The sequence below is a fragment of the Streptomyces paradoxus genome (assembly GCF_014202475.1).
Taxonomy (GTDB): domain Bacteria; phylum Actinomycetota; class Actinomycetes; order Streptomycetales; family Streptomycetaceae; genus Streptomyces; species Streptomyces paradoxus.
The window spans coordinates 968,248-993,995 of record NZ_JACHGV010000002.1; the positions used below are offsets into that span (position 1 = coordinate 968,248).

General features: G+C 71.3%; 22 protein-coding genes and 1 other RNA gene. 4 read left to right on the top strand and 19 right to left on the bottom strand.

Annotation, left to right across the window (positions count from 1 at the left end):
- Positions 1-271: 271 nt before the first annotated feature.
- The 13 genes from HNR57_RS09280 to HNR57_RS09340 form a co-directional block, all read right to left on the bottom strand.
- Complete coding sequence (locus tag HNR57_RS09280; RefSeq protein ID WP_184558705.1) at positions 272-2,569, bottom strand: HelD family protein; 2,298 nt, start codon at positions 2,567-2,569, stop codon at positions 272-274.
- A gap of 126 nt (positions 2,570-2,695) precedes the next feature.
- Positions 2,696-3,526 (bottom strand): anti-sigma factor family protein, encoded by an 831-nt coding sequence (locus tag HNR57_RS09285; protein ID WP_281403871.1) that lies wholly within the window; start codon positions 3,524-3,526, stop codon positions 2,696-2,698.
- The gene (locus HNR57_RS09290) at positions 3,526-4,047 is read right to left on the bottom strand and encodes a sigma-70 family RNA polymerase sigma factor (RefSeq protein WP_010039908.1); all 522 of its coding nucleotides are present in this window, start codon (positions 4,045-4,047) and stop codon (positions 3,526-3,528) included. Before HNR57_RS09290 ends, HNR57_RS09285 begins: the two co-directional genes overlap by 1 nt.
- A gap of 352 nt (positions 4,048-4,399) precedes the next feature.
- Positions 4,400-4,993 (bottom strand): CGNR zinc finger domain-containing protein, encoded by a 594-nt coding sequence (locus tag HNR57_RS09295; protein WP_184558709.1) that lies wholly within the window; start codon positions 4,991-4,993, stop codon positions 4,400-4,402.
- A 262-nt stretch (positions 4,994-5,255) separates the two neighbouring features.
- Positions 5,256-6,407 carry a uroporphyrinogen-III synthase gene (locus HNR57_RS09300; RefSeq protein WP_184558711.1) on the bottom strand — a complete coding sequence of 384 codons (1,152 nt, stop codon included), beginning with the start codon at positions 6,405-6,407 and terminating at the stop codon, positions 5,256-5,258.
- 116 nt (positions 6,408-6,523) lie between these two features.
- Positions 6,524-7,909 carry a nitrate/nitrite transporter gene (locus tag HNR57_RS09305; protein ID WP_184558713.1) on the bottom strand — a complete coding sequence of 462 codons (1,386 nt, stop codon included), beginning with the start codon at positions 7,907-7,909 and terminating at the stop codon, positions 6,524-6,526.
- A gap of 160 nt (positions 7,910-8,069) precedes the next feature.
- Positions 8,070-9,014, bottom strand: coding sequence for a hypothetical protein (locus tag HNR57_RS09310; RefSeq protein ID WP_184558715.1), 945 nt, complete (start codon positions 9,012-9,014; stop codon positions 8,070-8,072).
- A 69-nt stretch (positions 9,015-9,083) separates the two neighbouring features.
- On the bottom strand, positions 9,084-10,289 hold the full coding sequence (locus HNR57_RS09315) for an acyltransferase family protein (RefSeq protein WP_184558717.1): 1,206 nt from the start codon (positions 10,287-10,289) through the stop codon (positions 9,084-9,086).
- The gene (locus HNR57_RS09320) at positions 10,286-12,475 is read right to left on the bottom strand and encodes a bifunctional polysaccharide deacetylase/glycosyltransferase family 2 protein (RefSeq protein ID WP_184558719.1); all 2,190 of its coding nucleotides are present in this window, start codon (positions 12,473-12,475) and stop codon (positions 10,286-10,288) included. Before HNR57_RS09320 ends, HNR57_RS09315 begins: the two co-directional genes overlap by 4 nt.
- A gap of 288 nt (positions 12,476-12,763) precedes the next feature.
- A complete protein-coding gene (locus HNR57_RS09325; protein ID WP_313673184.1) occupies positions 12,764-13,786 on the bottom strand; it encodes a hypothetical protein in 1,023 nt (340 codons plus the stop codon).
- 166 nt (positions 13,787-13,952) lie between these two features.
- Positions 13,953-14,918, bottom strand: a complete 966-nt coding sequence (locus tag HNR57_RS09330) for a LysR family transcriptional regulator (protein ID WP_184558721.1) — start codon at positions 14,916-14,918, stop codon at positions 13,953-13,955.
- A 49-nt stretch (positions 14,919-14,967) separates the two neighbouring features.
- Entirely contained in the window at positions 14,968-15,807 is an 840-nt protein-coding gene (locus HNR57_RS09335) for a hypothetical protein (protein WP_246554329.1), read from the bottom strand.
- A gap of 12 nt (positions 15,808-15,819) precedes the next feature.
- Positions 15,820-16,065 (bottom strand): hypothetical protein, encoded by a 246-nt coding sequence (locus tag HNR57_RS09340; protein ID WP_062927163.1) that lies wholly within the window; start codon positions 16,063-16,065, stop codon positions 15,820-15,822.
- A gap of 249 nt (positions 16,066-16,314) precedes the next feature.
- Between HNR57_RS09340 and HNR57_RS09345 the strand changes: the two genes are divergently transcribed.
- From HNR57_RS09345 to HNR57_RS09355, 3 genes are all read left to right on the top strand, one after another.
- Complete coding sequence (locus HNR57_RS09345) at positions 16,315-17,523, top strand: MFS transporter (protein ID WP_184558723.1); 1,209 nt, start codon at positions 16,315-16,317, stop codon at positions 17,521-17,523.
- 76 nt (positions 17,524-17,599) lie between these two features.
- Complete coding sequence (yicI, locus tag HNR57_RS09350) at positions 17,600-19,849, top strand: alpha-xylosidase (RefSeq protein ID WP_184558725.1); 2,250 nt, start codon at positions 17,600-17,602, stop codon at positions 19,847-19,849.
- Entirely contained in the window at positions 19,849-20,484 is a 636-nt protein-coding gene (locus HNR57_RS09355; RefSeq protein WP_184558727.1) for a substrate-binding domain-containing protein, read from the top strand. The genes yicI and HNR57_RS09355 overlap by 1 nt, the downstream gene beginning before the upstream one ends.
- Before the next feature lie 48 nt (positions 20,485-20,532).
- Here HNR57_RS09355 and ssrA read toward each other — a convergent pair.
- The 5 genes from ssrA to ftsE all read right to left on the bottom strand — a co-directional run bounded on the left by ssrA (position 20,533) and on the right by ftsE (position 24,435).
- Positions 20,533-20,921: a transfer-messenger RNA gene (ssrA, locus tag HNR57_RS09360) on the bottom strand.
- Positions 20,922-21,020: 99 nt separating this feature from the next.
- The gene (smpB, locus tag HNR57_RS09365) at positions 21,021-21,503 is read right to left on the bottom strand and encodes an SsrA-binding protein SmpB (protein ID WP_184558729.1); all 483 of its coding nucleotides are present in this window, start codon (positions 21,501-21,503) and stop codon (positions 21,021-21,023) included.
- A gap of 46 nt (positions 21,504-21,549) precedes the next feature.
- Entirely contained in the window at positions 21,550-22,719 is a 1,170-nt protein-coding gene (locus tag HNR57_RS09370) for a S41 family peptidase (RefSeq protein ID WP_184558731.1), read from the bottom strand.
- Positions 22,720-22,787: 68 nt separating this feature from the next.
- Positions 22,788-23,705: a permease-like cell division protein FtsX gene (gene ftsX, locus HNR57_RS09375; RefSeq protein ID WP_184558733.1), complete on the bottom strand. Its 918-nt coding sequence runs from the start codon at positions 23,703-23,705 to the stop codon at positions 22,788-22,790.
- A 40-nt stretch (positions 23,706-23,745) separates the two neighbouring features.
- Entirely contained in the window at positions 23,746-24,435 is a 690-nt protein-coding gene (ftsE, locus tag HNR57_RS09380; protein ID WP_003990615.1) for a cell division ATP-binding protein FtsE, read from the bottom strand.
- Positions 24,436-24,692: 257 nt separating this feature from the next.
- Here ftsE and HNR57_RS09385 point away from each other — a divergent pair, with 257 nt between their 5' ends.
- Positions 24,693-24,884 carry a hypothetical protein gene (locus HNR57_RS09385; protein WP_184558735.1) on the top strand — a complete coding sequence of 64 codons (192 nt, stop codon included), beginning with the start codon at positions 24,693-24,695 and terminating at the stop codon, positions 24,882-24,884.
- A gap of 107 nt (positions 24,885-24,991) precedes the next feature.
- Here HNR57_RS09385 and HNR57_RS09390 read toward each other — a convergent pair whose 3' ends face one another.
- The gene (locus tag HNR57_RS09390; RefSeq protein ID WP_184558737.1) at positions 24,992-25,645 is read right to left on the bottom strand and encodes a hypothetical protein; all 654 of its coding nucleotides are present in this window, start codon (positions 25,643-25,645) and stop codon (positions 24,992-24,994) included.
- Positions 25,646-25,748 lie beyond the last annotated feature (103 nt).

The following is a 25,748-nucleotide window of genomic DNA, read 5'->3' on the forward strand; positions in this document are numbered from 1 at the left end:
GCTGAGTAGCAGGTAGCCGCCCTCGATTGCGAACGTTTTGTTCGCGGAATGCGCCGGCAAAAAGAGACCCACGTCACGTGGACGTGGGTCTCTTCGCAGTTGAGTGGCACCGACCCGCCATGCTCGCCTCGCGGCAAGTGGTCGCTCGTAGCGACGAAGGTTGGGCCCGGGGGCTTGGATCGAGCCGGTGCCACATCCAGGCTAACAAACAGATCCCGTAAGGCCATTCCCGTACCGGGAGTTCATTTCGCCGGCAAGTGGGTAACCCGGCTCAGTCCCTGAGCAGGTCCGGGATTCCCGCCGCGTCGGGCTCGTCCCGGTCGGCCGAGACGACCGTGAGCTGCTGGGTGGCACGGGTCAGCGCGACGTAGAGGACGCGCAGTCCGGCCGGGGACTCGTCGGCGATCTCCGCCGGGGAGACCACGACCGTCGCGTCGTACTCCAGGCCCTTCGCCTCCAGGCTGCCGAGGGCCACGACCCGGTCGCCGAGACCGGCGAGCCAGCGGCGGGCCTCCTCGCGGCGCTGCATGGCGACGACCACGCCGACCGTGCCGTCGACGCGCTCCAGCAGCCGGGCCGCCTCGTCGCGGACGGTCGCGCCCAGCGTGTCCTCCACGACGGTGAAGCGGGGCTCGACGCCGGTGGAGCGGACCGCCTTCGGTGACACGGAGCCGGGCATGGCGAGGGCGAGGACCTTCGAGGCCAGGTCGGCGATCTCGGCCGGGTTGCGGTAGTTCACCGTCAGCTCGAAGCGGCGGCGGGGGCGGGTGCCGAGGGCCTCGTCGCGGGCCTCGGCTGCCTCGTCCGGGTCGGACCAGGAGGACTGCGCCGGGTCGCCGACGACCGTCCAGGTGGCGTGCCGGCCGCGGCGGCCGACCATGCGCCACTGCATCGGGGTGAGGTCCTGCGCCTCGTCGACGATGACGTGCGCGTACTCGACGCGTTCCTGCGCGAGGCGCTCGGCGCGCTCGCGCTGCGACTCCTCGCGCACCGGCATCAGCTCCTCCAGGCCGGTGAGCTGGTCGAGCGGGTCGAGTTCGCGCTTCCTGCGCGGGCGGGCCGGGGCGCCGAGGACGGCCTGGAGCTCGTCGAGCAGGGCGATGTCGTGCACCGAGCGGCCCTCGCGCCTGAGCGAGCGGGCGACCTTGCGGACCTCGCCGGGGTTGAGGATCCGGCGGGCCCAGCGGCCGAGGCGCCGTTCGTCGGCCATGGCGTCCAGGACGGCCGCCGGGGTCAGCTCCGGCCACCAGGCGTCGAGGAAGGCGATGAAGGCGTCCTCGGAGGTGATGTCCTCGTCGAAGGAGGAGCGCAGCTCGGCCGCGAGCTCCGGGTCGCTGTGCCGGCCGGCCGCGCCGGACCGCTCCCACAGGGCGTCCAGGAGGAGCTTGCGGGCGCGCGGGCGCAGCAGGTTCACGGGGGCGGTGCCGCCGAGGGCGGAGCGGCGGATGCCGTCGAGCTCCCCGGCTTCCAGCTCCAGGCGGCGGCCGAAGGCGACCACGCGCAGCCGGGCCGGCGGATCGTTCAGCTCGAGGGCGCCGCGCGCTGCCTTGCGCAGCACTTTGAGCATGCGGGAGGAGCCCTTGGCGCGGGCCACGGACGGGGAGTCGTAGAGGGTGGCCTCGCTGCCCTCGACCAGGGAGCCGATGGCGCGGATGGCGACCTGGCCCTCCTCGCCGAGGGAGGGCAGCACGCCCTCGGTGTAGGCGACGAGCAGCGGGGTCGGCGAGACGATCAGGATGCCGCCCGCGTACCGGCGCCGGTCCTGGTAGAGGAGATAGGCGGCGCGGTGCAGGGCCACGGCGGTCTTGCCGGTGCCCGGGCCGCCCTCGACGTACGTCACCGAGGCGGCGGGGGCGCGGATGACCAGGTCCTGCTCGGCCTGGATGGAGGCGACGATGTCGCGCATGGTGTGGCTGCGGGCCTGGCCGAGCGCGGCCATCAGGGCGCCGTCGCCGATGACGGGCAGCTCGCCGCCGTCGAGGTACGCCGTCAGCTCGGGGCGCATGAGGTCGTCCTCGACGCCCAGCACCCGGCGGCCCTTGGAGCGGATGACGCGGCGGCGGACGACCCGGCCGGGGTCGACCGGGGTGGAGCGGTAGAAGGGGGCGGCGGCCGGGGCCCGCCAGTCGATGACCAGCGGCGCGTAGTCCTGGTCGAGGACTCCGATGCGGCCGATGTGCAGGGTTTCGGCGATGTCGGCGGTGTTGTCGAGGCGTACGGCGCCCTCCGCCGGCTCGATGGCGGTGTACGCCCCGTCGGGGCCCTTCTTGCCGTCCTTGCCGGTCAGCAGGTCGATCCGGCCGAAGAGGAAGTCCTCGAACTCGTTGTTCAGCCGGCTGAGGTGGATGCCCGCGCGGAAGACCTGCGCGTCCCGTTCGGCGAGTGCGCCGGGGGTGCCGACCTGCCCGCGCCGGGCCGCGTCCTGCATCAGGAACTCCGCCTCGTGGATCTTCTCCTCGAGGCGCCGGTACACCCGGTCGAGGTGTTCCTGTTCGACGCGGATCTCCCGGTCACGAACCGAATCGTGCACCGAACCGACCGCGCCTTGTCTGTGAGCCTGAGCGGCCACCGGGCCCCCTTCTGACGTGCTGGGCAGCCGTCAACCGTACGCGAAGGGGACCCCTGGAAGCTACGGGCCGGCAGGCAGGCGCGGGGTCTTTTGCCCCATTGGCGCCCGCCAGGCCGCCGAACGGCCCTACGCGTCGACCTCGACCAGCCGCTTGCCGTCGAAGGTGACGACCTCGAAGTGGTCGATCTCGTTCGGCTCGAAGGCGGCGCCGCCCTGCACGTACAGGGGCTCCTTGGCCTTGTCGGACTTGGCGTCCGGCAGGCCGTAGCCCCACTCCGGGACGGACCAGGAGGAGAGGGTCTCGCGCTCGCCGTTCTTGCCGACCGCGACGAGGGCGCACTTCAGCGGGCCCTTGACGTTCTTCAGCTCCAGGACCATGCCCGTGCCCCAGTCCTTCTTCTGGAGGGCGACGGTGGCGGAGACCTTGGTGTTCGGGTCGGTGGCGGTGATCTTGTCGGAGATGCCGTCGAAGGCGGCCTTGGCGGGGCTGGCCGCGAGCGGGCGGTTCTCCGCACCGCCGCCGCTGTCGCCGCCATTGGTCGCGACCGCGACGAACGGGCCGCCGATGATCAGCGCACCGGCCGCGGCCACCATGTAGAAGCTGCGGCGGCGCTTCTGGGCGCGGCGGTCGGCGACCTCGTCGACCAGCTTCTCCACCAGGCGCGGCCGGGGCTTCGCGGACAGGGAATCGCCGATCGCGGGTGTGCTGCCGGATCCGGGGAGGTCGGCGAGGGCGGCGAGCATCGGCTCCATGCCGGCCAGTTCGTCGAGCTGCTGGGCGCACCATTCGCAGGTGGCGAGGTGGGCCTCGAAAGCGGTTGCTTCGGCGTCGTCGAGGATGCCGAGGGCGTAGGCGCCGACGGTCTCGTGCTCGTTCGGCACCGGAGATTCCTGCATGGGGCCAGACATACCCATGCCTCCCGTACCGAACCCTTGGTTACCCCCGTAAACACTCATCACGCCGTCACCCCCCGCTCCTCCAGTGCGAGCTTCATCGAACGCAGGGCGTAGAAGACCCTGGAGCGGACGGTGCCGCTGGGTATGCCCAGGGTCTCGGCCGCCTCATTGACGGTACGCCCCTTGAAATACGTCTCGACGAGCACCTCCCGGTGGGCGGGCGTCAGGTCGTCGAGTGCGTCCGAGAGAGTCATCAGCCACAGCGCCTTGTCGATCTCGTCCTCCGCGGGGATGACCTCCAGCGGCGACGGGTCGACCTCCTGCGGCCGGGCCTGCCGGCTGCGGTGGCCGTCGATGACGATGCGCCGGGCGACCGTCACCAGCCAGGGGCGTACCGATCCGGTCGCTCTGTTGAGCTGACCGGCGTTCTTCCAGGCACGGATGAGCGTCTCCTGCACGACGTCCTCGGCGCGCTGCCGGTCTCCGGCGACCAGGCGCAGGACGTATGCCAGCAGGGGTCCGGCGTGTTCGCGATAGAGCGCACGCATCAGCTCCTCATCGGGTTCCGAGGGCTGGGACATGCGATGTCGGGCCCTCGGTGCACGTTCATTGGCCACGACGGAATCCTTGCGCACGCCCACCTCCGGTGTCCGGGGGTTCCCCCAGTCGGTCGCTCCACAAGCCGTACGGACGCGAGCCGTTGGGTGTTCAAAGAGACGTGACAGATTTCTTCGAGGTGACGTGACGAGCTGGACATGGGGTCACATTCCCACCCCGCGTTCTTTACATTTCCGCCACATCGGCAACTTCAAGCCAGCCCTTCCCTACGGTGGCGTAGGTAAACGACATGTAATCGAAATCACTTCGACAGTGCGGTCGCAGAAGTCGCATTTAGGACAGGGAAATTGAGTGCACGGACCACTCAATTCCGTTTTACGCGCGGGCGAGTGCCGCGCGGCGACGATGCCGGGCGACCCTTTCGCGGTTCCCGCAGACCTCACTGGAGCACCAGCGCCTCCTGCGTCCCCGGGAGGTGTCGAGGTACACGATGGGGCAGTTGTCGCCTTCGCACTGGCGCAGGGCCGCGCGCGCGACGGGGTCGGTCAGCAGGTCCACGGCGTCCCGGGCGACGACCGCGAGCAGGGCGGCGCAGCCGGGCGGGCCGTCCAACCGCCGCAGGAGCTGGCCGTCTTCGCCGCGCACCGCGCGCGGGGCCGGGGGCGCGGTGCGGGCCAGGTCGTTGACGCGGGCGAGCGCGAGGTCGTACGTCGCGACGCCGGGTCTCGGGCGGCAGCGCACCAACCGGTCGATCTGGGCGCGCAGTTCACGGAAGGCGAGCAGCCAGCCGGTGTCCGCGTGGGGCAGGGCGGTGTCCGCCGGGACGAGTCCGGAGCCGGTGATCCAGGCGCGCAGCACGTCCACGGAGTCCAGCCGCTCCTCCGGGTGCGTGGTGGAGAGCAGGTCCAGGCAGGCCCGCCCGGCGTCGAAGCGCAGCTCGTAGGGGGCCGTGGCCGTACCCAGTGCCATGTGCCTGTCACCGCCTAGGGGTTCACCCCGGTCGCGAGGGCTTGGGTGAGACGCCAGTGAGAGGGCCGGTAAACCGCTCCCTCTTACAGTGCCTGCCCGCTACGGCGCCGGAAACCCCTCGCACACACCTCGACGTGACGGCCGCCCGGAGGGGACACGCGTTCAGGCCACGCGGATCCGGCCCCGTGCCGGACCGCGCCCCGCGGCCGGTTTCCGCCGCGGTCCCGCGTATGGCGTGTTCCGGCTCAACCCCCGGACGGGCTCACGCGTCCGCGTACTTCGTCTCCGCGCTCGGGTCCAGGGCCAGGCGGTAGCCCCGCTTGACCACCGTCTGGATCAGCTTCGGGGTGCCGAGGGCCGTGCGGAGGCGGGCCATGGCCGTTTCGACCGCGTGCTCGTCGCGGCCGGAGCCGGGGAGGGCACGCAGGAGGTCCGCGCGGGCCACGACCCAACCGGGGCGCCGGGAGAGGGCGCGCAGGAGGGACATGCCGGCGGGCGGGACCGGTTTGAGATGGCCGTCGACCAGGACGGCGTGGCCCCGGATCTCCACGCGGTGCCCGGCGACGGGGAAGGAGCGGGCCCGCGCGGGGAGTTCCTGGCAGAGGAGCTGCACCAGGGGGCCGAGCCGGAAGCGCTCCGGCTGGATCGTGTCGATGCCGCGGGACTGCAGGGGCAGGGCGGTGACCGGGCCCACACAGGCCGGCAGGACGTCGTGGGCCAGCGCCGCCAGGACCTCGTCGAGCAGGCCGCGCTCCTCCGCGCGGGAGAGGAGGGAGGCAGCTGCGGGCGCGCTGGTGAAGGTGACCGCGTCCAGGGCCCGGCCGACCGTCGCGTCCAGCAGGCGGTCGACCGGGGTGATGTCCTCCGGCGGCATCCAGCGGTAGACGGGCACCCCGACCACCTCGGCCCCGCCCTCCCGCAGCGCCTCCACGAACCCGGGCAGGGGCTCACCGTGCAGCTGGATGGCGATCCGCAGACCGTCGACGCCCTCCTCCAGCAGCCGGTCCAGCACCTCCGCCATGGACTCCGACGACGGCGACCACTCCTCCGTCAGCCCGGCGGCCCGGACCGCGCCCTTGACCTTCGGCCCGCGCGCCATGATCCGTACGCCGCCCAGCCGCGCCAGCAGCTCCTCCCCCAGCCCCCAGCCGTCGGCGGCCTCGACCCAGCCCCGGAAGCCGATCGCGGTCGTGGCCACGACGATGTCCGGCACCTGCTCGATGATCTCCTTCGTCGCGGCCAGCAGCTCGCTGTCGTCGGCGAGCGGCACGATCCGCAGGGCAGGGGCGTGCAGGACGGCGGCACCGCGTCGCTGCAGCAGCACCCCGAGCTCATCGGCCCGGCGCGCGGCCGTCACACCCACGGTGAAACCCGCCAGGGGCCCGTGGTCCGGTCGCTGTTCTTCCTCGTACATGGCTCTCGTCCCGCATCCAGTCGTCGTACTTCGTGGGTACGGCGTACCTACATGCCGATCGAGCCTGTCAACGGCTCGTGACAGGCCCGGATCGGCTTGATGTCGCTGGTGTTACGTCACACCTCGGCGTAACTGAGCTGCGGCTTCGCCTCCGAGCTCGCCGTGGTGACGGGTACCCGGGGTGCCGTACGGCGAAGGTATACGGCCCAGGTGACCACGAAGCAGACCGCGTAGAAGGCGAGGAAGGCGACGAACGCCCCGGTGCCCGAGCCGTAGGAGAGGAAGGACTGGCGGAAGGCGAGGTTGATGCCGACACCGCCGAGCGCGCCCACCGCTCCGATCAGCCCCATGGAGGCCCCGGAGAGCCGCCGCCCGTACGCCGCGGCCTCCTCGCCTTCCAGTCCCTTGGCCAGGGCCTTGTTCTGGAAGATGCCCGGGATCATCTTGAACGTCGAGCCGTTGCCGAGCCCGCTGAGCACGAACAGCACCACGAACGCCGCGGTGAACAGCGCCAGCGACTTCTCCATGGAGGCGCCGATCAGGACCGCCGTGGCTGCACCCATGGCGACGTAGTTCCACAGGCTGATCTTCGCGCCGCCGTACTTGTCGGCCATCCAGCCGCCCAGGGGCCGGATCAGCGAGCCGAGGAGCGGACCGATGAAGGTGACGTACGCCGCCTCCAGGGGGGTGCGTCCGAACTGGTTCTGGAGGACCTGCCCGAAGGCGAAGCTGTAGCCGATGAACGACCCGAACGTGCCGATGTAGAGGAAGGACATGATCCACGTGTGGGCGTCCCGCGCGGCGTCCTTGGCGGCACCGGTGTCGTTCTTGACGTTCTCCAGGTTGTCCATGAACAGCGCGGCCATGACGGCGGCTACGACGATCAGCGGGATGTACATCCCGAGCAGCACTCGCGGCCCGCCGCCGGCGCCGATGATCCCGAGCGCGGCCAGCTGGATCACCGGTACGCCGATGTTGCCGCCGCCCGCGTTGAGGCCAAGGGCCCAGCCCTTCTTCCGCAGCGGGAAGAAGGCGTTGATGTTGGTCATGGAGGAGGCGAAGTTGCCGCCGCCGATACCGGCCAGCAGGCCCACGAGCAGGAACGTGGAGAAGGAGGTACCCGGCTCCATCACGGCGAACGCGGCGCAGGTCGGGATCAGCAGGAGGGCCGCGGAGATGATCGTCCAGTTCCGTCCGCCGAAGATCGCCACGGCGAAGGTGTAGGGGACGCGGACGACGGCGCCGACGAGCGTGACCATCGAGGTCAGCATGAACTTGTCGGCCGGGGTGAGCCCGTACTCCGGGCCCATGAAGAGCACCAGCACGGACCACAGGGTCCAGATCGAGAATCCGATGTGCTCGGACAGGACGGAGAAGTAGAGGTTCCGGCGGGCGACCTTCTCTCCGGTCTCCTTCCAGAACGTCTCGTTCTCCGGATCCCAGTGCTGGATCCAGCGTCCGCCCTTGCTCGGGGGTGCGGGTGCCGTGCCAGGGCCTGTCATGACGCCTCCACTGTGCTCCGGGGCTCGGTCGTGCTTCGAGTGACTGACCCCGAAGGTAGGGAGGGCGCGTTTCCTTCCTGTGGCACCGCGGGTGTCCGCGAGGGAACTTTGCTCTCACCCCGGGCCGGGGCGGGATGAGAGGTTCCGGGCGGTTTCCGCGTCAGCGCTGCGGGGGCTGCCAGTGCGGCGGCTGCTGGGGGTAGGGCTGGTTGTACGGGCCCGGGTGCTGCGCCCCGTAGGGGCCGGGGGCGGGCAGGCCGGGGTACGGGGCCGGGGCGGGCTGCCCCTGGGAGGGACCCGGAGCGGGCTGGCCGCCGTACGGCGCCTGTGCCGGTGCCGGTGCCGGCTGGGCATACGGGCCCGGGGTCGGCTGGGCGTACGGGCCCGGGGCGTGCTGGGCGTACGGGCCCGGGGCGTGCTGGGCATTCGGGCCCGGGGCGTGCTGCGCGTACGGGCCGGGGGCCTGCTGCGCGTACGGGCCGGGCGCGAACGGATTGCCCTGCCCGGGCGGCTGCGCCCCCGGCGGCAGATACCGCGTCCGGCCGTTCTCGTCCGTCACCGGCAGGAAGCCGGCCGCCTGCAACCGGGCAGCGAACTTGGCGTTGCGCTTGCGCGTCACCACGAGGCCGATGCCGAAGACCGCCATGAGCAGCACCCACACCACACCGGCCGCGACGAAGTCATCGGACTGGCCGCCGAAACGGAAGCCGAGGATCGCGCAGCCGATGGTGACGCCCAGGGCCCCGTACCCCATGCGCTTCTCGGCGTTCTTGCCGGTGAGGTCGAAGTTGATGCGGGCCTTGAGGAGTTCGAAGGCGTCCGGCACGACGGGCGGCACGGAGACCCCGTCGGCCGCGTCGGGGTACCGCGCCCAGTTCTGCCCGGCCCGGGCCCGGGCCTGCGGGCTCGGGTCGGGCAGGAGCAGCATGGTGAGCGCGCCGTTGCGGCCGCTGCTCTGGCGGACGTCGGCGTACTCGTAGCCGAACTGCTGGGCGACGAAGGCCAGCCGGGCGAGCTTCTTCACGGACGCCATCGGGCTGGTGAGTTCGACCGGTTCCCCGCTCGCCATCAGCCGCAGCATCTTCTGCATCTGCCGCTTACTCATCCCACCGCTCCCCCGGATCACCCTGTTCACAAGCGCAACTCGGGCAGTTTTCCACACGCGCGGGCCGGCTCAGCTGCCGGGTACCGTCCGCCTCCGCCCCCCGCGAGCCCTCAGCCCCGGCTCCTTCGTCGGCCACAACCGTGGCCTCTGCTTGGCCGCCAGATCCTCCGCCCAGCCGAACACCAGGACGCAGCACCCGATCAGTACCCAGACCAGGGCCAGCACCGGCCACACACTCTCCAGCAGCCCGGGGACGTTCTGTTCCAGCAGGGGGAAGCCCCACAGCCGGTCCCACAGGGTCGCGGCGATCAGGATGCAGGTGTTGTGCCACAGGTAGATGGTCACGGCACGGGAGTTGAGCAGGGTGATCGTCCCCGCGAAGGGGCGCAGCCGGCGCGGCCACTCCGTCCAGGACGGGCTGAGGTGCAGCAGCAGGAACACCGTGCCGAACGACCACAGGGCCTGGGCCAGCGGCATGCTGTCCAGGTCGTTGCCGGTGCCGAAGTCGTGGTGCAGGGCGTACCAGAGACCGGCCAGGGCGATGACGGGTGCGACGGACGGCACGATGTAGCGCGGCAGCCGCCGCAGGATGCCCTCCTGGTGGGCCATGCCGAGGATCCAGCAGGCGCCGAAGGTGGAGAAGTCCGTGAGCGCCGAGGGGATCCGCTCGCCGGGCAGTGCGAGCCACTCCTGCTCGAAGGCGACGGCCAGGGCGATGGGCGCGAGGATCGTGAGGGCCGGCAGGGCGCGCAGGGCCTTCAGCAGCACCGGGGACAGCAGGACGAACCAGAGGTAGGCGCGGATGTACCAGAGCGGGCCCGCGAGGTCGGCGGCCCAGTTCTCGCCGATGAAGCCGTGGATGCCGGGCAGGCCCTCCGCGTACGGCGGGTCGCTGAGCGGGACGATCCAGAAGGTGAGGTGGAGCAGCCACCAGCCGGGGTGCCCGTCCGCGTCGGGGCCCCAGCCCTGGAGGACCATGCCGGTGACGCCGACGACGCCCAGCAGCCACAGCGGGGGCAGCAGCCGGCGCATCCGGCCGCGGATCACCTGCAGGGCCGGGCGGTTCAGCGAGCGGGTCATGAGGCTCCCGGCGAGCGCGAACATCACGCCCATGGACGGGAACAGCAGCGGCAGCCAGGCCCAGCCCGTGAGGTGGTAGAGGACCACGCGGAAGAGGGCGAGGGCGCGCAGCAGGTCGAAGTACCGGTCGCGGCCGGGCTTCCGGCCGGCGGCCGACTCCTGCCGGGGAGCCTCGGTGACAGGGGCCGTGGTCATCCGACCGGCCTCCCGTCCATCGCCTGGGGCGCGGCTGTGCCGCCCCCGGGCAGGCCCACCGCGCCCGTGCGCCGCAGCTTCTGCCAGCGCAGCCGGCCGCCGGTGAGGGCGGTGATCCAGGACTGGAGCAGCACGACGTACATGAGCTGGCGGTAGAGGAGCTGCTGGAGCGGGAGGGAGATCAGGTGGGTCATGCGTTCCTTGTCCAGGTGGAACGCGTAGGCCGCGCACACGCCCTGCACCGCGAGGACGCCCAGCCAGGCGCCGATGGTCTTCTCGGTGGGGCCGAACACCAGCCCGTACAGCAGGAACACGTCGATCAGCGGGGCCAGCAGCGGCGCCACGACCATGAACATCGACACCAGCGGCATGCCCACCCGGCCGAAGCGGCCCGAGGGCCCCCGTTCGAAGACGGACCGGCGGTGCTTCCAGATGGCCTGCATGGTGCCGTACGACCAGCGGTAGCGCTGGGACCACAGCTGCTGGACGGACTCCGGGGCCTCGGTCCAGGCCACGGCCTTCTCGGCGTACACCACGTGCCAGCCGTCGCGGTGCATGGCCATGGTGATGTCGGTGTCCTCGGCGAGCGTGTCGTCGCTCATGCCGCCGACGCGTTCCAGTGCGCTGCGCCGGAACGCGCCGACCGCGCCGGGGATGGTGGGCATGCAGCGCAGCACGTCGTACATGCGGCGGTCGAGGTTGAAGCCCATCACGTACTCGATGTGCTGCCACGCGCCGATGAGCGAGTCACGGTTGCCGACCTTGGCGTTGCCCGCGACGGCGCCGACGCGCGGGTCGCCGAAGGGCTGGACGAGTTCGCGGACGGTGGTCGGCTCGAAGACGGTGTCGCCGTCCATCATCACGATCAGGTCGTACTTGGCGTTGGCGATGCCCCGGTTGAGGGCGGCGGGCTTGCCGGCGTTGAGCTGGCGGACGACGCGTACGCCGGGCAGGCCCAGGTTCTCGACGATGCGGGCGGTGCCGTCGCTGGAGCCGTCGTCGATGACCAGCACCTCGATGGGGTGGTCGCTGGCGACCAGCGAGCGGACCGTCTGCTCGATGCACTTGGCCTCGTTGTAGGCGGGCACGAGGACGGACACCGGTTCCGTGACGGGTTCGCCCCAGCGGAAATCGCGGCGCCGGACCCGTCGGGCGTGCGCCACGGAGAGGATCAGCATCAGCCCGAGACGCCCGAAGACCAGCACACCGACGACGGCGAGGCCGGCGACGAGGACTCCGGTCACCTTCTCGGACGCCTGCACCAGGAAGACCCACGCCTCGCCCTTCAGCGACTCCAGCCCGGCGACGCGGGTGTGGGCGCTCGGCGCGTCCAGGGCGCCGGTGAGGGTGTGGAAGCGGTAGCCCTTGTCCTGCAGCCCCGAGATGTAGGTGTCGAGCGCGGCCACGGTCTGGGAACGGTCACCACCGGAGTCGTGCATCAGCACGATGGCGCCCTTGCCGCCCCGCGGCGTGGCGTTGCTGATGATCTTCTGGACCCCGGGCCGTCGCCAGTCCTCGCTGTCGGTGTTGTTGACGATGGTGATGTAGCCCTTGCTGCCGATGTACTCGGTGACCGGCCACGTGTTGTTGTCCATGTTGTGGGCGAACGACGAGTAGGGCGGGCGGAACAGCGAGGTGCGGATACCGGCGGCCCCGGCCAGCGCGAGCTGGTTCTGGGACAGCTCCCAGTCGACGCGGCTCTTGGTCTGCAGCGACAGGTCCGGATGGTTGAAGGTGTGCAGGCCGATCTCGTGGCCCTCGTCGACCATGCGCTGGACGAGGTCGGGGTGGCGGGAGGCCATGGTGCCGGTGATGAAGAAGACGGCCCGGGCGTCGTGCTTCTTCAGGACGTCGAGGACCTTGGGCGTCCACATCGGGTCGGGGCCGTCGTCGAAGGTCAGGACCAGTTCGCCGTCCGGGAGTTCCAGAGCGGTGGACTTCCCGTTGCGGGTGTCGATGACGGGCCCGCCCTTCAGGATGTCCTTCGGGACGCGGTCGTTCGCCGCGGGCGGGCCGACGCGGTGGTCGGCGAGGATCTCGCTGTGCACGTAGCCGCGCAGCATGAGCATCGCGCCGAGTGCGACGAGTACGAGCAGGGGCAGCAGCAGACGCATGGGCAGGCGCCGGCGCCTGAAGCTGCCACGGGCTCGCGACGCGGGTCCGAAACGGCGGGTACGGGATGCCATGGGTGGTGGTACTCCGGGTGGTGCGGGATGGGGTGGTGCGGGGACGGAGGCGGGCGGACGGTGTGGTCGGGCGCACTCCGCGATGTCTTGTGGTCCCGTTTCCGCTTCGGGAGCGGGGCAGGTCGCCGGAGCGGGTGATCGCGAGCTGGACCCGCTCCCCTCCGGAGAGCTCGGGCCCAGGCCGGCTCGGACCGAACCGGCCGGCTCGGACCGGTGCCGCACAGGCGCCCGGCCGGAAGGACGGTGCAGCGGCGCCCGGAGCGGTGGGCGCCGCTTTCGCGGACGGGGCTAAGCCGCGACGGGCGTCTCCGCGACGGGCTGAGGCTCGGCCGGGCCTTCGGCGACGGGCTGCGGTTCGGCCGGGCCCTCGGCGACCGTGCCGCCGTCGCCGCCGGTGCCCGTCGTCTCGGTGGGCGTGGCCGTGGGCTCCGCCGTCGGGGTCGGGTCGGTGGCCGGCGTGCTCGGCGGGTCCGCCGGTTTGGTGGGAGCCGGGGCGGTGGCCTTGCCGCCCGGTGCCGGGACGGTTCGGGTCGCATTCGGCGAGGGCTTGGCGGACGTGCCGGAAGGGCCGGTGCCGGCGGTGGCATCGGGTGCGGCTGCGCTGGGGCCGGGCGCGGGTGCCGTGGCCTGGCCGGTCGCCGGCGTGCTGCCCGGCGCGGTGGCGCCGGTGCCGGTGGTCGGTGCCGACTCGGCGGGCAGCGACGGGGTGTCGACCTGCCCGGCCGGCGGGTTGTCCTCCTTGGTCGGCACGGGCAGCCAGGGCGCGTTGGAGTTGCCCGACATCAGCGTGGCGGCGATGACGACGGCGTAGGCCCCGCAGGCCAGGGCGACGGCCATGCCGATCCGGCGGTAGCGGCGGCTGCGGCGGCCGGACTCGTCGACGAAGACGGGCCGGTCGGCCGCGGCCTCGGCGCCCGGGCCCTCCTTGACCTGGCGCAGGAAGCCTTCCCCGAGCTGCACGGCGTCGAGCTGGACGGTGACCTCGTGCGGATCGTGGGTCTGGCCGTCGGTGTCGGGGGTGTCCGCCGACGGTTCGGCTCCGGCTTCCTCCTGCTCCTGCCAGGGGTCGCGGACAGCGGTCCGGTTCCCCGGCTGCGGGGCGAGCGAGTCGGCCTCGCCCTCGCTCTGGCGGGGAATGCCGCGCAGTATCTCCGTCCCGGCGGGCAGGCGGTGGCCGGTCGTCCGGACGTCACGGTCGGGGAAGACCTGAGTGGCTCTCCCGTCCCGGGCTCCGCTGTCCGACGGGACTTCTCCGGTAGCCGTAGCGGCCTCGGGCCACTCGGGTTGGGCGTCTTCTCGCCACTGTTTCACGCGCACGCACTTCCCCCCACGGGATGGTTCAGGTGCGCTTGCCGACCTGAGCACCCGCCGTCGGATCGGGCCCCCACCCGTCCGAGCGCCCCCTCGTACCACACCGTGCTCAGGCGTCGAATGTAGCGCACGCGCAGGTTCTGTGTGGGCGCCGTGTCGAATCGTGTCAACCGTGAGACGCCATGAGGACATCGTCTCCGGCCGGCAACCAGGCACCCGCGGGCCTGCGCAACCAGCCCGTTTCCGCAGCCAGCCGGGCCGCCGCCCGGCGCAGCGCGTCGAACGCGGGGTGGGTCAGGCCCTTGCGCCACACCAGCGAGACGGGGGACAGCGGAACGGGGTCGACCAGGGGCCGCACCACCATCGACGGGAGCGCCGGGAACTCCACGACGGCCAGGACGGGGTTGCGCGTTCTGGCCATGAGCCGCTGGAACTCCTCTTCCCCGACGGCCAGTGGTGCGGGTGGCGCTATTTCGATGCCCCTGCCCTCGAACAGCAGCCGTGCGAGTCGCGTCCACTCCGGTGTGCGCGGATTGCCGGCGCCCGCGTAGACGCTCTCGCCGGCCAGTTCGGCGAGCGGCACGGTGTCCCACGAGGCCAGCCGGTGATCGTCCGGCAGCACGACCGCCATCGGCTCCAGCCGCACGGGCTGGTGGTCGAGCCCGGACCGCAGCGCCGGGTCCAGCCCGGCGAACCGCCCGAACGACGCGTCCAGCCGGCCGGCGAGCAGTTCTCCGGCGGCTCCCGTCAGGCCGCTCTCGTAGCGGGCCATCAACTCGTGGCGGGGGGCGAGTTCGCGTGCCTCGTGCAGCACCCGGCGCGGTGTGACCAGGCCCGGGGAGTTGAGGTCGACCAGCAACGGCCGGGCCTGGCCGAAGGCGGCGAGCAGTTCGTCCTGCGCCTGGAGCACCCGGCGGGCGTACGGCAGCAGCCGCTCCCCGTCGGGGGTGAGCGTCACCTGCCGGGTGGTCCGCACGAACAACTCGGCGCCCAGCTCCCGCTCCAGCCTCCGCACGTCCCGGCTGAGCGCCTGCTGAGCCACGTGCAACCGCACCGCGGCGCGCGTGAAGTGCAACTCCTCGGCGACGGCGACGAAGCCACGCAGCAGGCGGGGATCGAGGTGCACGGACATGCGGTGAACCTACAGCGGCCGGCCGCGGGGGTCCGCGGCCCTCCCGGGCTCAGGGACTGATGTCCTGCGGGGGCGTCCCGGCCCCGCCCCGTCGAGCGTCGGGGTCCCTCAGGCCCTCCGCGTTCTTCTGTCCCTCCGCGCCCGCGGCCGGCGGAGCCTGTCCCATCCGGTGCCGGGGTACCGAGCGCATCGGCGGCCTGGTCAGGGTGATCTGGCGGACGACCTGCTGGAAGCAGGCCAGGGCGGCGAGGCCGGGCAGGGCGGCCGCGGCGGTGCCGAGGATCGTCCGCGGCGCCTGGACGACGCACAGCAGCACGGCGATGCAGGAGAAGACCAGGACCACGCACCAGGAGTGCACGGCACGGCGCTGGTGCAGCGCGGCCCGCAGGACGGACAAGGAGCCCACCAGCCAGGGCCCGTACACCAGCAGCGGCCACCAGGTGCGCAGGCCCCTCGCCGCCGGGGACACGGCGACCAGCCGCAGGGGGTCGTAGGTGACGATGCCGCTCAGGAGGCTCACCGCGGAGGCGATGACGGCCGCCAGGGCGGCGATGAGGAAGCTGGTGGCGCGGAGGACGCCCGGGGCTTTGCGGGCCCGGACCTTGCGGTGCCGCCGGGGGACCTCCCGTACGGGCGGCAGTTCCTCGGTGATGTCCTGGAGCCGCCGCATATGGGTGTCCGGCGCGGCGGCCGGTGCCGGATCCGCGGCGGTGACCGGGTCCTCGTCCCGGGGGGCGGGAACCCTCGCCGCCTGCTCCCCGAGGGCCTCCTCCAGGATGAACGCCAGCTCCTCGGCGGGGTCCCACGTCGGGTCCGGAGGTGTGAGCGGAGTGATGAAGTCCCGGGCCGGAGCCCGGTGCCGGCCGGTGCCCTCTACTTTGTCGTACATGGCGTGACCCGACTATTCCGCAAGCGCGAAAGCGGGCCAATCCGTGGCACTGATCCACCGTCGGGCGAGATCCTTTTCCAGGGCGCTCATGCGGTCGATGAAATCGCGCAGAACCGGCTCGGTCACCTGCAGTGCGACCGGGCAACCCCCCTTGGTGAGCGTCCCGTTGACGGTCGCCGACGAGTGCGCTGGAGCGGGAATGTAGGTGTACGGGCCGAGCGTTACCGCCCAGCCGTCTTTCCTGGTCGCCTCGGTCATGTACCGACTAACCGTCGGCCCACTTCGGCGGATGCGCGGCAAACGAGTGAACGAATTTCCCGGATGAGCATCTTTTCCATGCGTCATGAGGAGCATCAGGAATCTCCATATCCATGTATGAAGAACAGAGAGCGAACGTTTCCCGCCACGCCTCTCCGGCCCGCCCGTCATGGATTCACAACCCAGGTGCGTGACTGCGCACGAAACAGGTGTTGGACCGCTTGATCGTCCCCGGGCGACGGTGGACGCATGCCGCAACTCTCCCCGTACCGTCGCCTGTTCCGCCTGCCGGGCGCCCGCGCGTTCACCGCCGGGAACCTCATCGCCCGGCTGCCGATGGGCATGTTCAGCGTCAGCGCGGTCGTGATGATCGCCGGGAGCCGGGGCTCGTACGCCCTCGCTGGTGCCGTCACGGCCACGGGGCTCGCGGCGGCCGCCCTGGTCGCTCCGTGGATCGCCCGGCTCGTCGACCGGCAGGGCCAGGCCCGGGTGGCCCTGCCCGCCACGGTGATCGCCGTCCTCGGCTCCCTCTCCCTGCTGCTGTGCGTGCGCCACGACGCCCCCGACTGGACCCTGTTCGCCTCCTACGCCGCCACCGCCACCACCCCCAATACCGGGGGCATGTCCCGGGCCCGCTGGGCGCATCTGCTGGCCGGCGACGCGAAGGCGCTGCACACCGCCAACTCCTTCGAGCAGGCGGCGGACGAACTGTGTTTCATGCTGGGCCCGGTGCTCGCGGCCTTCCTGTGCGGGACGCTCTTCCCCGAGGCGGGCACCCTGGTGGGCGCGGTGCTGTTGCTGGCCGGCATGGTCCTGTTCACGACCCGGCGTGCGACGGAGCCCCCGGTCCGCGCGCACATACCCGGCAAGGCGCCGCTGCGCGCCCCCGGCATCCCCCCGCTGCTCGCGGTCTGCCTGGCGATGGGCGCCGTCTTCGGCGCGACGGAGGTCGTCACGCTGGCGTTCGCCGACGCACAGGGGCGGCAGTCGGCGGCCGGTGTCGTGCTCGCCCTCCAGGCCGCGGGTTCCTGCGGGGCGGGCCTGTTGTACGGCGCCGTGAAGCCCGCCGGTCCGGCCGCGGCGCGGCTGCCCTGGTGCTTGGCGGCGATGGCCGCGCTGCTGGCCCTGCCGCTGCTGGCCGCGACCCTCACCGGTTCGCTCCTCGCCCTGGCGGCCGCGCTGCTGATCGCCGGGATGGCGACGGCCCCGACGATGGTCACCACCATGACCCTGGTCCAGGAGCGCACCCCCGAAGGCCGGCTGAACGAGGGCATGACCCTCGCGGTGACCGGACTGCTCGGCGGCATCGCCTGCGGCAGCGCGATCGGCGGCTGGACCGTGGAGCACCTCTCGCCGACGGCGGGCTACGTGATCCCGGTGACGGCGGCGGCCGCGGCCCTGGCGTTGTCCCTGCCCCTCGCTTCGAATCGCTTCACCGTTATCCCCACGCCCCATTGACGCCCTGAAGCCCCCCGCTTACGTTCGATCGTCGAAGCGCTTCGACGTCATGCGCCGGGAGAGTAGGGACCCCCACATGAAGTTCACCGACGGCTACTGGCTCCTGCGCGAGGGCGTCACCGCGGCCCACCCGGCCCAGGTCCTCGACGTGACCGAGGCGGACGGCGCCCTGGAGATCCACGCGCCGACCCGGCCCGTCCGCTCACGCGGCGACCTGATGACCGGCCCGGTCCTCACGGTCAGGGCGCACACCCCCATGCCCGGCGTCATCGGCCTGACCCTGACGCACTTCACCGGCGGTGAGCCGCGCGGCCCCGAGTTCGAGCTCACCGCGTCGGACACCACCGCGGAGATCTCGTACGACGACGAGCACGCGACCCTGACCTCCGGTGACCTGTCGGTCCGGCTGGCCCGCGGCGGACCGTGGCACGTCGAGTTCCGCGCGCACGGCCGGACGCTCACCAGCAGCGGCCACAAGAACGCGGGCATCATGCGGGACGCCTCGGGCGCCCACCACCTGCGCGAGCAGCTGGTCCTGAACGTCGGCACGTCCGTCTACGGCCTCGGTGAGCGCTTCGGCCCGCTGGTGAAGAACGGGCAGGTCGTCGACATCTGGCAGGCCGACGGCGGCACGTGCAGCGAACAGGCCTACAAGAACGTGCCGTTCTACCTCACGGATGCGGGCTACGGCGTCTTCGTCGACCACCCGGGCCGGGTGTCCTTCGAGGTCGCCTCGGAGGTGGTCTCCCGGGTGCAGTTCAGCGCGGAGACGCAGGAGCTGACGTACTACGTCATCCACGGCCCCACCCCGAAGGAGATCCTTCGCAGGTACACGGCGCTGACCGGCCGCCCGGCGCTGCCGCCCGCCTGGTCGTTCGGCCTGTGGCTGTCGACGTCCTTCACCACCTCGTACGACGAGGAGACGGTGACGTCCTTCATCGACGGCATGCGGGAGCGCGAACTGCCGCTGTCCGTCTTCCACTTCGACTGCTTCTGGATGCGCGAGCACAACTGGTGCGACTTCCGGTGGGATCCCCGCGTCTTCCCCGACCCGGAAGGCATGCTGGCCCGGCTGAAGGACCGTGACCTGCGCGTCTCCGTCTGGATCAATCCGTACATCGCTCAGCGCTCCCCGCTGTTCGCCGAGGGCAGGGCACTCGGGCATCTGCTGAGGCGGCGGGACGGCAGCGTCTGGCAGTGGGACATGTGGCAGCCGGGCATGGCCCTGGTCGACTTCACCTCCCCGGCTGCCCGCGACTGGTACGCCGCCAAGCTGGAGGCGCTGCTCGCGCAGGGCGTCGACTGCTTCAAGACCGACTTCGGCGAACGGGTGCCGCTCGACGTGGTCTGGTCCGACGGCTCGGACCCGGAGCGGATGCACAACTACTACACGTACCTGTACAACCGCACGGTCTTCGAGGTGCTGCGCAAGCACCGCGGCGAGCAGGAGGCCGTCCTCTTCGCACGGTCGGCCACGACGGGGAGCCAGCAGTTCCCCGTGCACTGGGGCGGCGACTGCGAGGCGACGTACGAGTCGATGGCGGAGTCGCTGCGCGGCGGCCTGTCCCTCGGCCTGTCGGGCTTCGGCTTCTGGAGCCATGACATCGGCGGCTTCGAGGGCACTCCCACCCCGGCGCTGTTCAAGCGCTGGCTGGCCTTCGGCCTGCTCTCCTCGCACAGCCGCCTGCACGGCAGCGACTCCTACCGCGTCCCCTGGCAGTTCGACGAGGAGTCGGTCGGCGTGGCCCGGCACTTCACCCGGCTGAAGCTCCGCCTCATGCCCTACCTGTACGAGACGGCCCGCGCGGCCCACGCCGAGGGCCTGCCCGTGATGCGGGCCATGGTGCTGGAGTTCCCGGACGACCCGGGGTGCGCACACCTGGAACGGCAGTACATGCTCGGCCCGGACCTGCTGGTCGCGCCGGTGTTCAGCGACGAGGGGGACGCCACGTACTACGTGCCCGAGGGCACCTGGACCCACTTCCTGACCGGCGAGACGGTGACCGGCCCGCGCTGGGTGCGCGAGCGCCACGGCTTCCTGAGCGCGCCGCTGCTGGTGCGGCCCGGCGCGGTGATCCCGGTCGGCGCGCGGGACGACCGCCCGGACTACGACCACGCCGACGGGGTGACGCTGCGGGCGTACGGCCTGCGGCCCGGCGACGGGGTGACGGTGCCGGTCGGGGACGTGACCTTCACGGTCGTCCGCGAGGGGAACACCCTGCGGGCGACGTGCGGCACCCCGGAGGCCGCCTGGAGCCTGGCGGCCGGCGGCCGCGAGGTCCAGGCCCCGCCCGGCACGGGGCGTGTCACGCTGGAGCTCGGCTGATGGTCAAGATCACGGACGTGGCACGCCGGGCCGGGGGCTCCCCCAGCACCGTCTCCTACGCGCTGAGCGGCAAGCGCCCGATCTCCGACGCGACCCGGCGGCGCGTCGAGGAGGCCGCCCGCGAGCTGGGATTCCGCGCCCGCACGGGCACCCCGGCCGGCAGGCCGAACGTCCTGGCCCTGGCGGCACCGCTCCGCCCCGGCGTGCACGTCCCGGTGGTGATGCGGCTGGCGGTGTCGGTGGTGACGACCGCCGCCCGGCACGGCCCTACCACGTCCGTCCAACCGGGTGACCCGGACCCCGCCGCGGCCCAGCGGCTCGCCGAGCGGCTGCTCCGCGAGCACCCCGCCCTCACCGCCGTGGTGATCCACAACGAACCCCTGCCGGCGCCCCTGATCGCCGCCTTCGAGCACCTCGGCCGGCACGTCCCCGCCGTCCTCTCCGTCACGGCCCTCTGCCCCGACGACCTGGCACAGACGCCGAGCGTCCCGGTCACGTCCGTGTCCCTCCCGCCCGACGAACCGGGCACCCGCGCGGTGGAACTCCTGTTCCAGAAACGGCACGGCGTCCCCGTACCGGAAACGACCCTCCTGCCACCACGACTGACGGAACGGTCGAGTACACGCCACGCATGACAAAGGCCCCGCCGCTAGGAAGCGGCGGGGCCTTTGCCCACATGGGATGAGTGGAGATGGCGGGAATCGAACCCGCGTCCAACGGTGCAGAACCAGGGCTTCTCCGTGTGCAGTTCGCTGCGATTTTCTCGGCCCCGGCGATCACGCGAACAAGTCGCCGACGGGCCCAGTCACTGTTTGATTTCCCATCGAACCCCGTGACCGGGCTCGATGGTTTAGTTCCCTAGCTTATGCCAGGATCCGGGTCGGGAACACTCCCGGGCTGACACCCATTTAGGGTCCTTCAGTCACTGCTTATCAGGCAGCGAGGGCGAAGGACTGGGAATCGCGCTTGGTATTGGCGATTATTTTTTGCGACATGTGGTTTACGAGATCATTGCCGCTTCCTCGACACGCTTCCCCTGCTTCGACAGCCGCTGTCGAAACCGATCATCCCCATGTTGTGTTGACAACCCCCTCCGAAGAGGGGCACGCACCCGCTGTGGGGTGCAGGCACCATCGTACGTGACCAACGCAGGTCGGTGCCAGCGTATTCCCTACGCCCCGCGCTGCCTCCGCTTCACCGCCGCGATCGCGCGGTCGGTCTCGCGGCGGTCCTGCTTCTCCCGCAGCGCCTGACGCTTGTCGTACTCCTTCTTGCCCTTCGCCAGCGCGATCTCGACCTTGGCCCGGCCGTCCTTGAAGTACAGCGCGAGCGGCACGATGGTGTGGCCCGTCTCCCCCGACTTCGACTCCAGCTTGTCGATCTCGGCGCGGTGCAGCAGCAGCTTCCGCTTGCGCCGGGCGCTGTGGTTGGTCCACGTGCCCTGGCTGTACTCCGGCACGTGCACGTTGTGCAGCCACGCCTCCTGCCCGTCGAGCTGCACGAAGCCGTCGACCAGCGACGCCCGTCCCTGGCGCAGGGACTTCACCTCGGTCCCGGTGAGGACCAGGCCGGCCTCGTAGGTGTCGATGATGAGGTAGTCGTGCCGCGCCTTCTTGTTCTGCGCGATCAGCTTGCGCCCTTTTTCCTTAGCCATAGTGCCGACCATTTTCGCACTACGGAGGGGCCCTGCGGAAAGTCGATTACGAGGGGCTCGCGAGGCCGCGCAGTACGGTCCCGGCCCGCTGGAGGGCGTCCTCGCCGGTCTCCAGGTCGGGCGTGATGCCCCGGCCGTCGACTCCGCGGCCGGAGGGGGTGCGGTAGTGCCCGACGGTCAGCTCCGCGACGGAGCCGTCGGGCAGCCGGCTCGGCATCTGGACCGAGCCCTTGCCGAAGGTGCGGGAGCCCACCACGAGCGCCCGTCCGCGGTCCTGCACGGCGCCGGTGAGGAGCTCGGCCGCGCTCATCGTCCCGCCGTCGACGAGCGCGACCAGGGGTCTGGTGGTGTCGCCGCCGGGCTCGGCGTGCAGGGCGCGCTGCTCGCCGTCGACGTCGTAGGTGGCGACCAGGCCGCCGTCGAGGAAGGCGGAGGCGGCGGTCACGGCCTCGCCGACCAGGCCCCCGGAGTTGCCGCGCAGGTCGAGGACGATTCCGCCGCCGGGCGGGGACTGCCGGACGGCTTCGCGGACCTGGTGGCCGGAGTCCTTGGTGAAGGTGGCGACCCTGATCACGGTCACCCGGCCGTCGAGCTCCCGGACGGTCACCGGGTCCGTGGACAGCCGGGCCCGGCGCAGGGTCTCGGTCCACGCGCGCGTGCCGCGCTCCAGGCCGAGGCGGACGGCGGTGCCGGCGGGGGCGTCGGTGGCGTCCCCGCGCAGTAAGGAGACGACCTCGGTGACGGGCCGGCCGTCGGTCTTCTCGCCGTCGACGCTGCGCAGCAGGTCACCGGGGCGGATCCCGGCGGTGGCGGCGGGCGAGCCGGCGCGCACCTTCGTCACCTCGACACGGCCGTCCCGGTCGCTGCGGGCCCACAGGCCGACGCCGGTGTACTGGCCGTCGAGGGACTCCTCGAACTCCTCGTACTCGCCCCGGGAGTACACGGCGCCCCAGCGGTCCCCGCTGCGGCTGACGGCGCGCTTCGCGGCCTGGACCGGGGACTCGCCGTCGGCCATGGCCTCCTCGGCGGCCCGGGCGACCTCGGCGAGCGACCCGGCCCGGCGGGCCGAACGGGCCTCGTCCTGGGCGGACTTCCCCTGGCTCTGCGGCAACGCCCCGGTGGCCGCTCCGGCGACGAGCACGCTCGCGAACACCAACGTCAGGGCGGCCCCGCGACGAATGCGGCGGGGCTGACAGAACGGGTCACGACCTGACATGCCGGTGAGTCTAGGACAAGCGGAAGGGCCGTACGGCCGGTTGACCGCACGGCCCCTCTTGGCATGCGTCACACCTTCAAGTACTTGCGCAGCGCGAAGAACGCGGCCAACGCGGGCATCAGAAGGCTCGTCGCGAGGATGAGCGGCAGGTACTTCAACACCGCGCCCCATCCGATGAAATTGATCAGTGTCAGCTGATCGGCCAGGGCGAGTCCGTGGTCGATGAGGAAGTACCGGGCGAGCACCAGGAAGCCGCACGCGAGGGTGCCGCCGATGAGTCCGGCGACCGCGGCCTCCATGATGAACGGCGCCTGGATGTAGAACCCGGAGGCACCGACCAGCCGCATGATGCCGGTCTCACGCCGGCGGCTGAACGCCGAGACGCGCACGGTGTTGACGATCAGCATCAGCGCGACGACCAGCATCAGCGCCATCACCGCGCGGGCGGCCCAGTTCATGCCGTTCAGCAGCTTGAAGAGGTTGTCCAGGATGCCCTTCTGGTCCTGGACGGACTGCACGCCGTCCCGGCCGTTGAAGGCGGTGGCGATGACCTGGTACTTCTCCGGGTCCTTCAGCTTGATGCGGTACGACTCCTGCATCTGGTCCGGCGTGAGGGAGCTGGCGAGCGGGGAGTCGCCGAACTGCTCCTTGTAGTGCTTGTACGCCTGGTCCTGCGTCTCGTAGGTGACCGTCTGGACGACGTCCATCTTGTCGAGGTCGGCCTTGATCTGCTTCTTCTGGTCGTCGGTCACCGCGCCCTTGGCGCAGTTGGGGTCGGACTCGGCGTCGCTCTTGTTGCAGAGGAAGATCGAGACGTTGACCTTGTCGTACCAGTAGCCCTTCATCGTGCTGACCTGGTCGCTCATCAGGAGCGACCCGCCGAACAGGGCGAGCGACAGGGCGACGGAGACGACGACGGCGAAGGTCATCGTCAGGTTGCGGCGGAGACCGACACCGATCTCCGACAGGACGAACTGGGCGCGCATGGCGACTGGTTATGCCTTTCCGTGGATCTCGGGTGCGGTATCAGTGCTGGTAGCCGTAGACACCGCGGGCCTGGTCGCGGACGAGGCGGCCCTTCTCCAGTTCGATGACGCGCTTGCGCATCTGGTCCACGATGTTCTGGTCGTGCGTGGCCATCACCACGGTCGTGCCCGTCCGGTTGATGCGGTCGAGCAGCTTCATGATGCCGACGGAGGTCTGCGGGTCGAGGTTGCCGGTGGGCTCGTCGGCGATGAGCAGCTTGGGCCGGTTGACGAAGGCCCGCGCGATGGCGACGCGCTGCTGCTCACCACCGGACAGCTCACCGGGCATCCGGTCCTCCTTGCCGCCGAGCCCGACGAGGTCGAGCACCTGGGGCACGGACTTGCGGATCTCGCCGCGTGACTTGCCGATGACTTCCTGCGCGAAGGCGACGTTCTCGCCGACCGTCTTGTTCGGCAGCAGGCGGAAGTCCTGGAACACCGTCCCCAGCTGGCGCCGCATCTGCGGCACCTTCCAGTTGGAGAGGCGGGCGAGGTCCTTGCCCAGAACGTGCACCTGTCCGTGGCTGCACCGCTCCTCGCGGAGGATCAGCCGCAGGAAGGTGGACTTTCCGGAGCCGGAGGACCCCACGAGGAAGACGAACTCGCCCTTCTCGACCTCCAGGGATACATCCCTGAGGGCGGGGCGGGTCTGCTTGGGGTAGACCTTGGAGACATTGTCGAATCGGATCACGGATGCACCACGGGTCGCCGGGGGTAGATGAGCGTGACCATACGCGAACCGGGTAGGGCGCCGCAGTCACCGACAGTGGTTGCGCCGTGGATGTGCCGTTTTATGCCGGGCCCCTGGGGCGCGGGGAGACTGTGCGGGCAACCACAGAAAGTGCGCAGCCGCGCGACGGCCGACGGAACCTGGCAAAGTGGAGGGGGGGAACATTCCCACTCCCCCGGACGTTGAACACGTGGAACCGGCGCAAGGAGGGCAAGCGCATGACGTACGACCGGCTGGTGTGCGCTAACTGCGCGTCCCCCGTCAACGAGGGCCGATGCCCCGTGTGCCGCGCGAATCGTGAGCGGCTGCAGCAGGAGAACTTCCTCGCGGGTATGAACCCGATGGCTCTGATCGCACTGCTGACGGTGCTGATCGCCGCGGTGGCCCTGCTGGCGCACCAGACCGCGTAAAGCGGCAGGCAGCCCCCTCCCCCCAGACATGGCCGAGGGCCCGGAGCGTTTCGCTCCGGGCCCTCGGTCGTGCGCTGTGCGTACGGTCCGTACGGACGCGGCTACCGTCAGGCGGCAGCCCCGCCGCGGCCGCTCACCAGGCGCGGCAGCAGGCGGAAGCCGACACCGCCGGCGATCATCGTGGCGGCGCCGATCACCAGGAAGGTGGTCTGCGCGGCACCCGTCTCGGCGAGCTCCTGGCCGTTGCCCTGGGCCTGGGCCTGCGAGGCCGGGGTGGAGTCCGAGCCGATCTCGGTGAGGGAGGAGGAGCCCTCCTCCTGCGGCGAGGTGCCACCGTCGGGGTCGGCGTTGTTGCCGTCGCCGATGCTGCCACCGTTGCCGTTGCCATTGCCGTTGCCGCCGCCGTTCCCGTTACCCGGGTCGGACGGGACGTCGGTCGGGTCCTCGGTGGGCTCGGTGGGCTCGTCGGTGGGCTCGGTCGGCTCGTCGGTGGGCTCCTCGGTCGACGGCGGGTCCGTCGGGAGGTCCGTGGGCGGGTCCGTCGGGAGGTCCGTGGGCGGGTCCGTCGGGAGCTCGGTCGGCGGGTCCGTCGGAGCGTCGTCGCCGGCGCTCACGCCGACACCGACGCCGGTGTCGCCGAGGCCGACGCTCACGCCCAGGTCGAGAGCGGATGCCGCACCGGCGGCGGTCAGCGAGGCACCGGCGGCGATCACGGCACCGGCCGCTATCCGCGCGACACGGATCCGCGTCTTCTTCGTCATGTGGTTGCTACCCCCAGTAGCTCATCGTCATTAGGCAGCGCTCGGGGCTGTGCTCGACGGGGACAACTGCGGTGAAAGGCGCCCCGGTTCACATGCGCCCCAG

Bases quoted from the DNA above. Each gene is read 5' to 3' on its own strand.
- HNR57_RS09285 (WP_281403871.1), bottom strand. From the start codon at position 3,526: ATGAGTGTTTACGGGGGTAACCAAGGGTTCGGTACGGGAGGCATGGGT.
- HNR57_RS09290 (WP_010039908.1), bottom strand. From the start codon at position 4,047: ATGTCCCAGCCCTCGGAACCCGATGAGGAGCTGATGCGTGCGCTCTAT.
- HNR57_RS09295 (WP_184558709.1), bottom strand. From the start codon at position 4,993: ATGGCACTGGGTACGGCCACGGCCCCCTACGAGCTGCGCTTCGACGCC.
- HNR57_RS09300 (WP_184558711.1), bottom strand. From the start codon at position 6,407: ATGTACGAGGAAGAACAGCGACCGGACCACGGGCCCCTGGCGGGTTTC.
- HNR57_RS09305 (WP_184558713.1), bottom strand. From the start codon at position 7,909: ATGACAGGCCCTGGCACGGCACCCGCACCCCCGAGCAAGGGCGGACGC.
- HNR57_RS09310 (WP_184558715.1), bottom strand. From the start codon at position 9,014: ATGAGTAAGCGGCAGATGCAGAAGATGCTGCGGCTGATGGCGAGCGGG.
- HNR57_RS09315 (WP_184558717.1), bottom strand. From the start codon at position 10,289: ATGACCACGGCCCCTGTCACCGAGGCTCCCCGGCAGGAGTCGGCCGCC.
- HNR57_RS09320 (WP_184558719.1), bottom strand. From the start codon at position 12,475: ATGGCATCCCGTACCCGCCGTTTCGGACCCGCGTCGCGAGCCCGTGGC.
- HNR57_RS09330 (WP_184558721.1), bottom strand. From the start codon at position 14,918: ATGTCCGTGCACCTCGATCCCCGCCTGCTGCGTGGCTTCGTCGCCGTC.
- HNR57_RS09335 (WP_246554329.1), bottom strand. From the start codon at position 15,807: ATGTACGACAAAGTAGAGGGCACCGGCCGGCACCGGGCTCCGGCCCGG.
- HNR57_RS09340 (WP_062927163.1), bottom strand. From the start codon at position 16,065: ATGACCGAGGCGACCAGGAAAGACGGCTGGGCGGTAACGCTCGGCCCG.
- HNR57_RS09345 (WP_184558723.1), top strand. From the start codon at position 16,315: ATGCCGCAACTCTCCCCGTACCGTCGCCTGTTCCGCCTGCCGGGCGCC.
- yicI (WP_184558725.1), top strand. From the start codon at position 17,600: ATGAAGTTCACCGACGGCTACTGGCTCCTGCGCGAGGGCGTCACCGCG.
- HNR57_RS09355 (WP_184558727.1), top strand. From the start codon at position 19,849: ATGGTCAAGATCACGGACGTGGCACGCCGGGCCGGGGGCTCCCCCAGC.
- smpB (WP_184558729.1), bottom strand. From the start codon at position 21,503: ATGGCTAAGGAAAAAGGGCGCAAGCTGATCGCGCAGAACAAGAAGGCG.
- HNR57_RS09370 (WP_184558731.1), bottom strand. From the start codon at position 22,719: ATGTCAGGTCGTGACCCGTTCTGTCAGCCCCGCCGCATTCGTCGCGGG.
- ftsX (WP_184558733.1), bottom strand. From the start codon at position 23,705: ATGCGCGCCCAGTTCGTCCTGTCGGAGATCGGTGTCGGTCTCCGCCGC.
- HNR57_RS09385 (WP_184558735.1), top strand. From the start codon at position 24,693: ATGACGTACGACCGGCTGGTGTGCGCTAACTGCGCGTCCCCCGTCAAC.
- HNR57_RS09390 (WP_184558737.1), bottom strand. From the start codon at position 25,645: ATGACGAAGAAGACGCGGATCCGTGTCGCGCGGATAGCGGCCGGTGCC.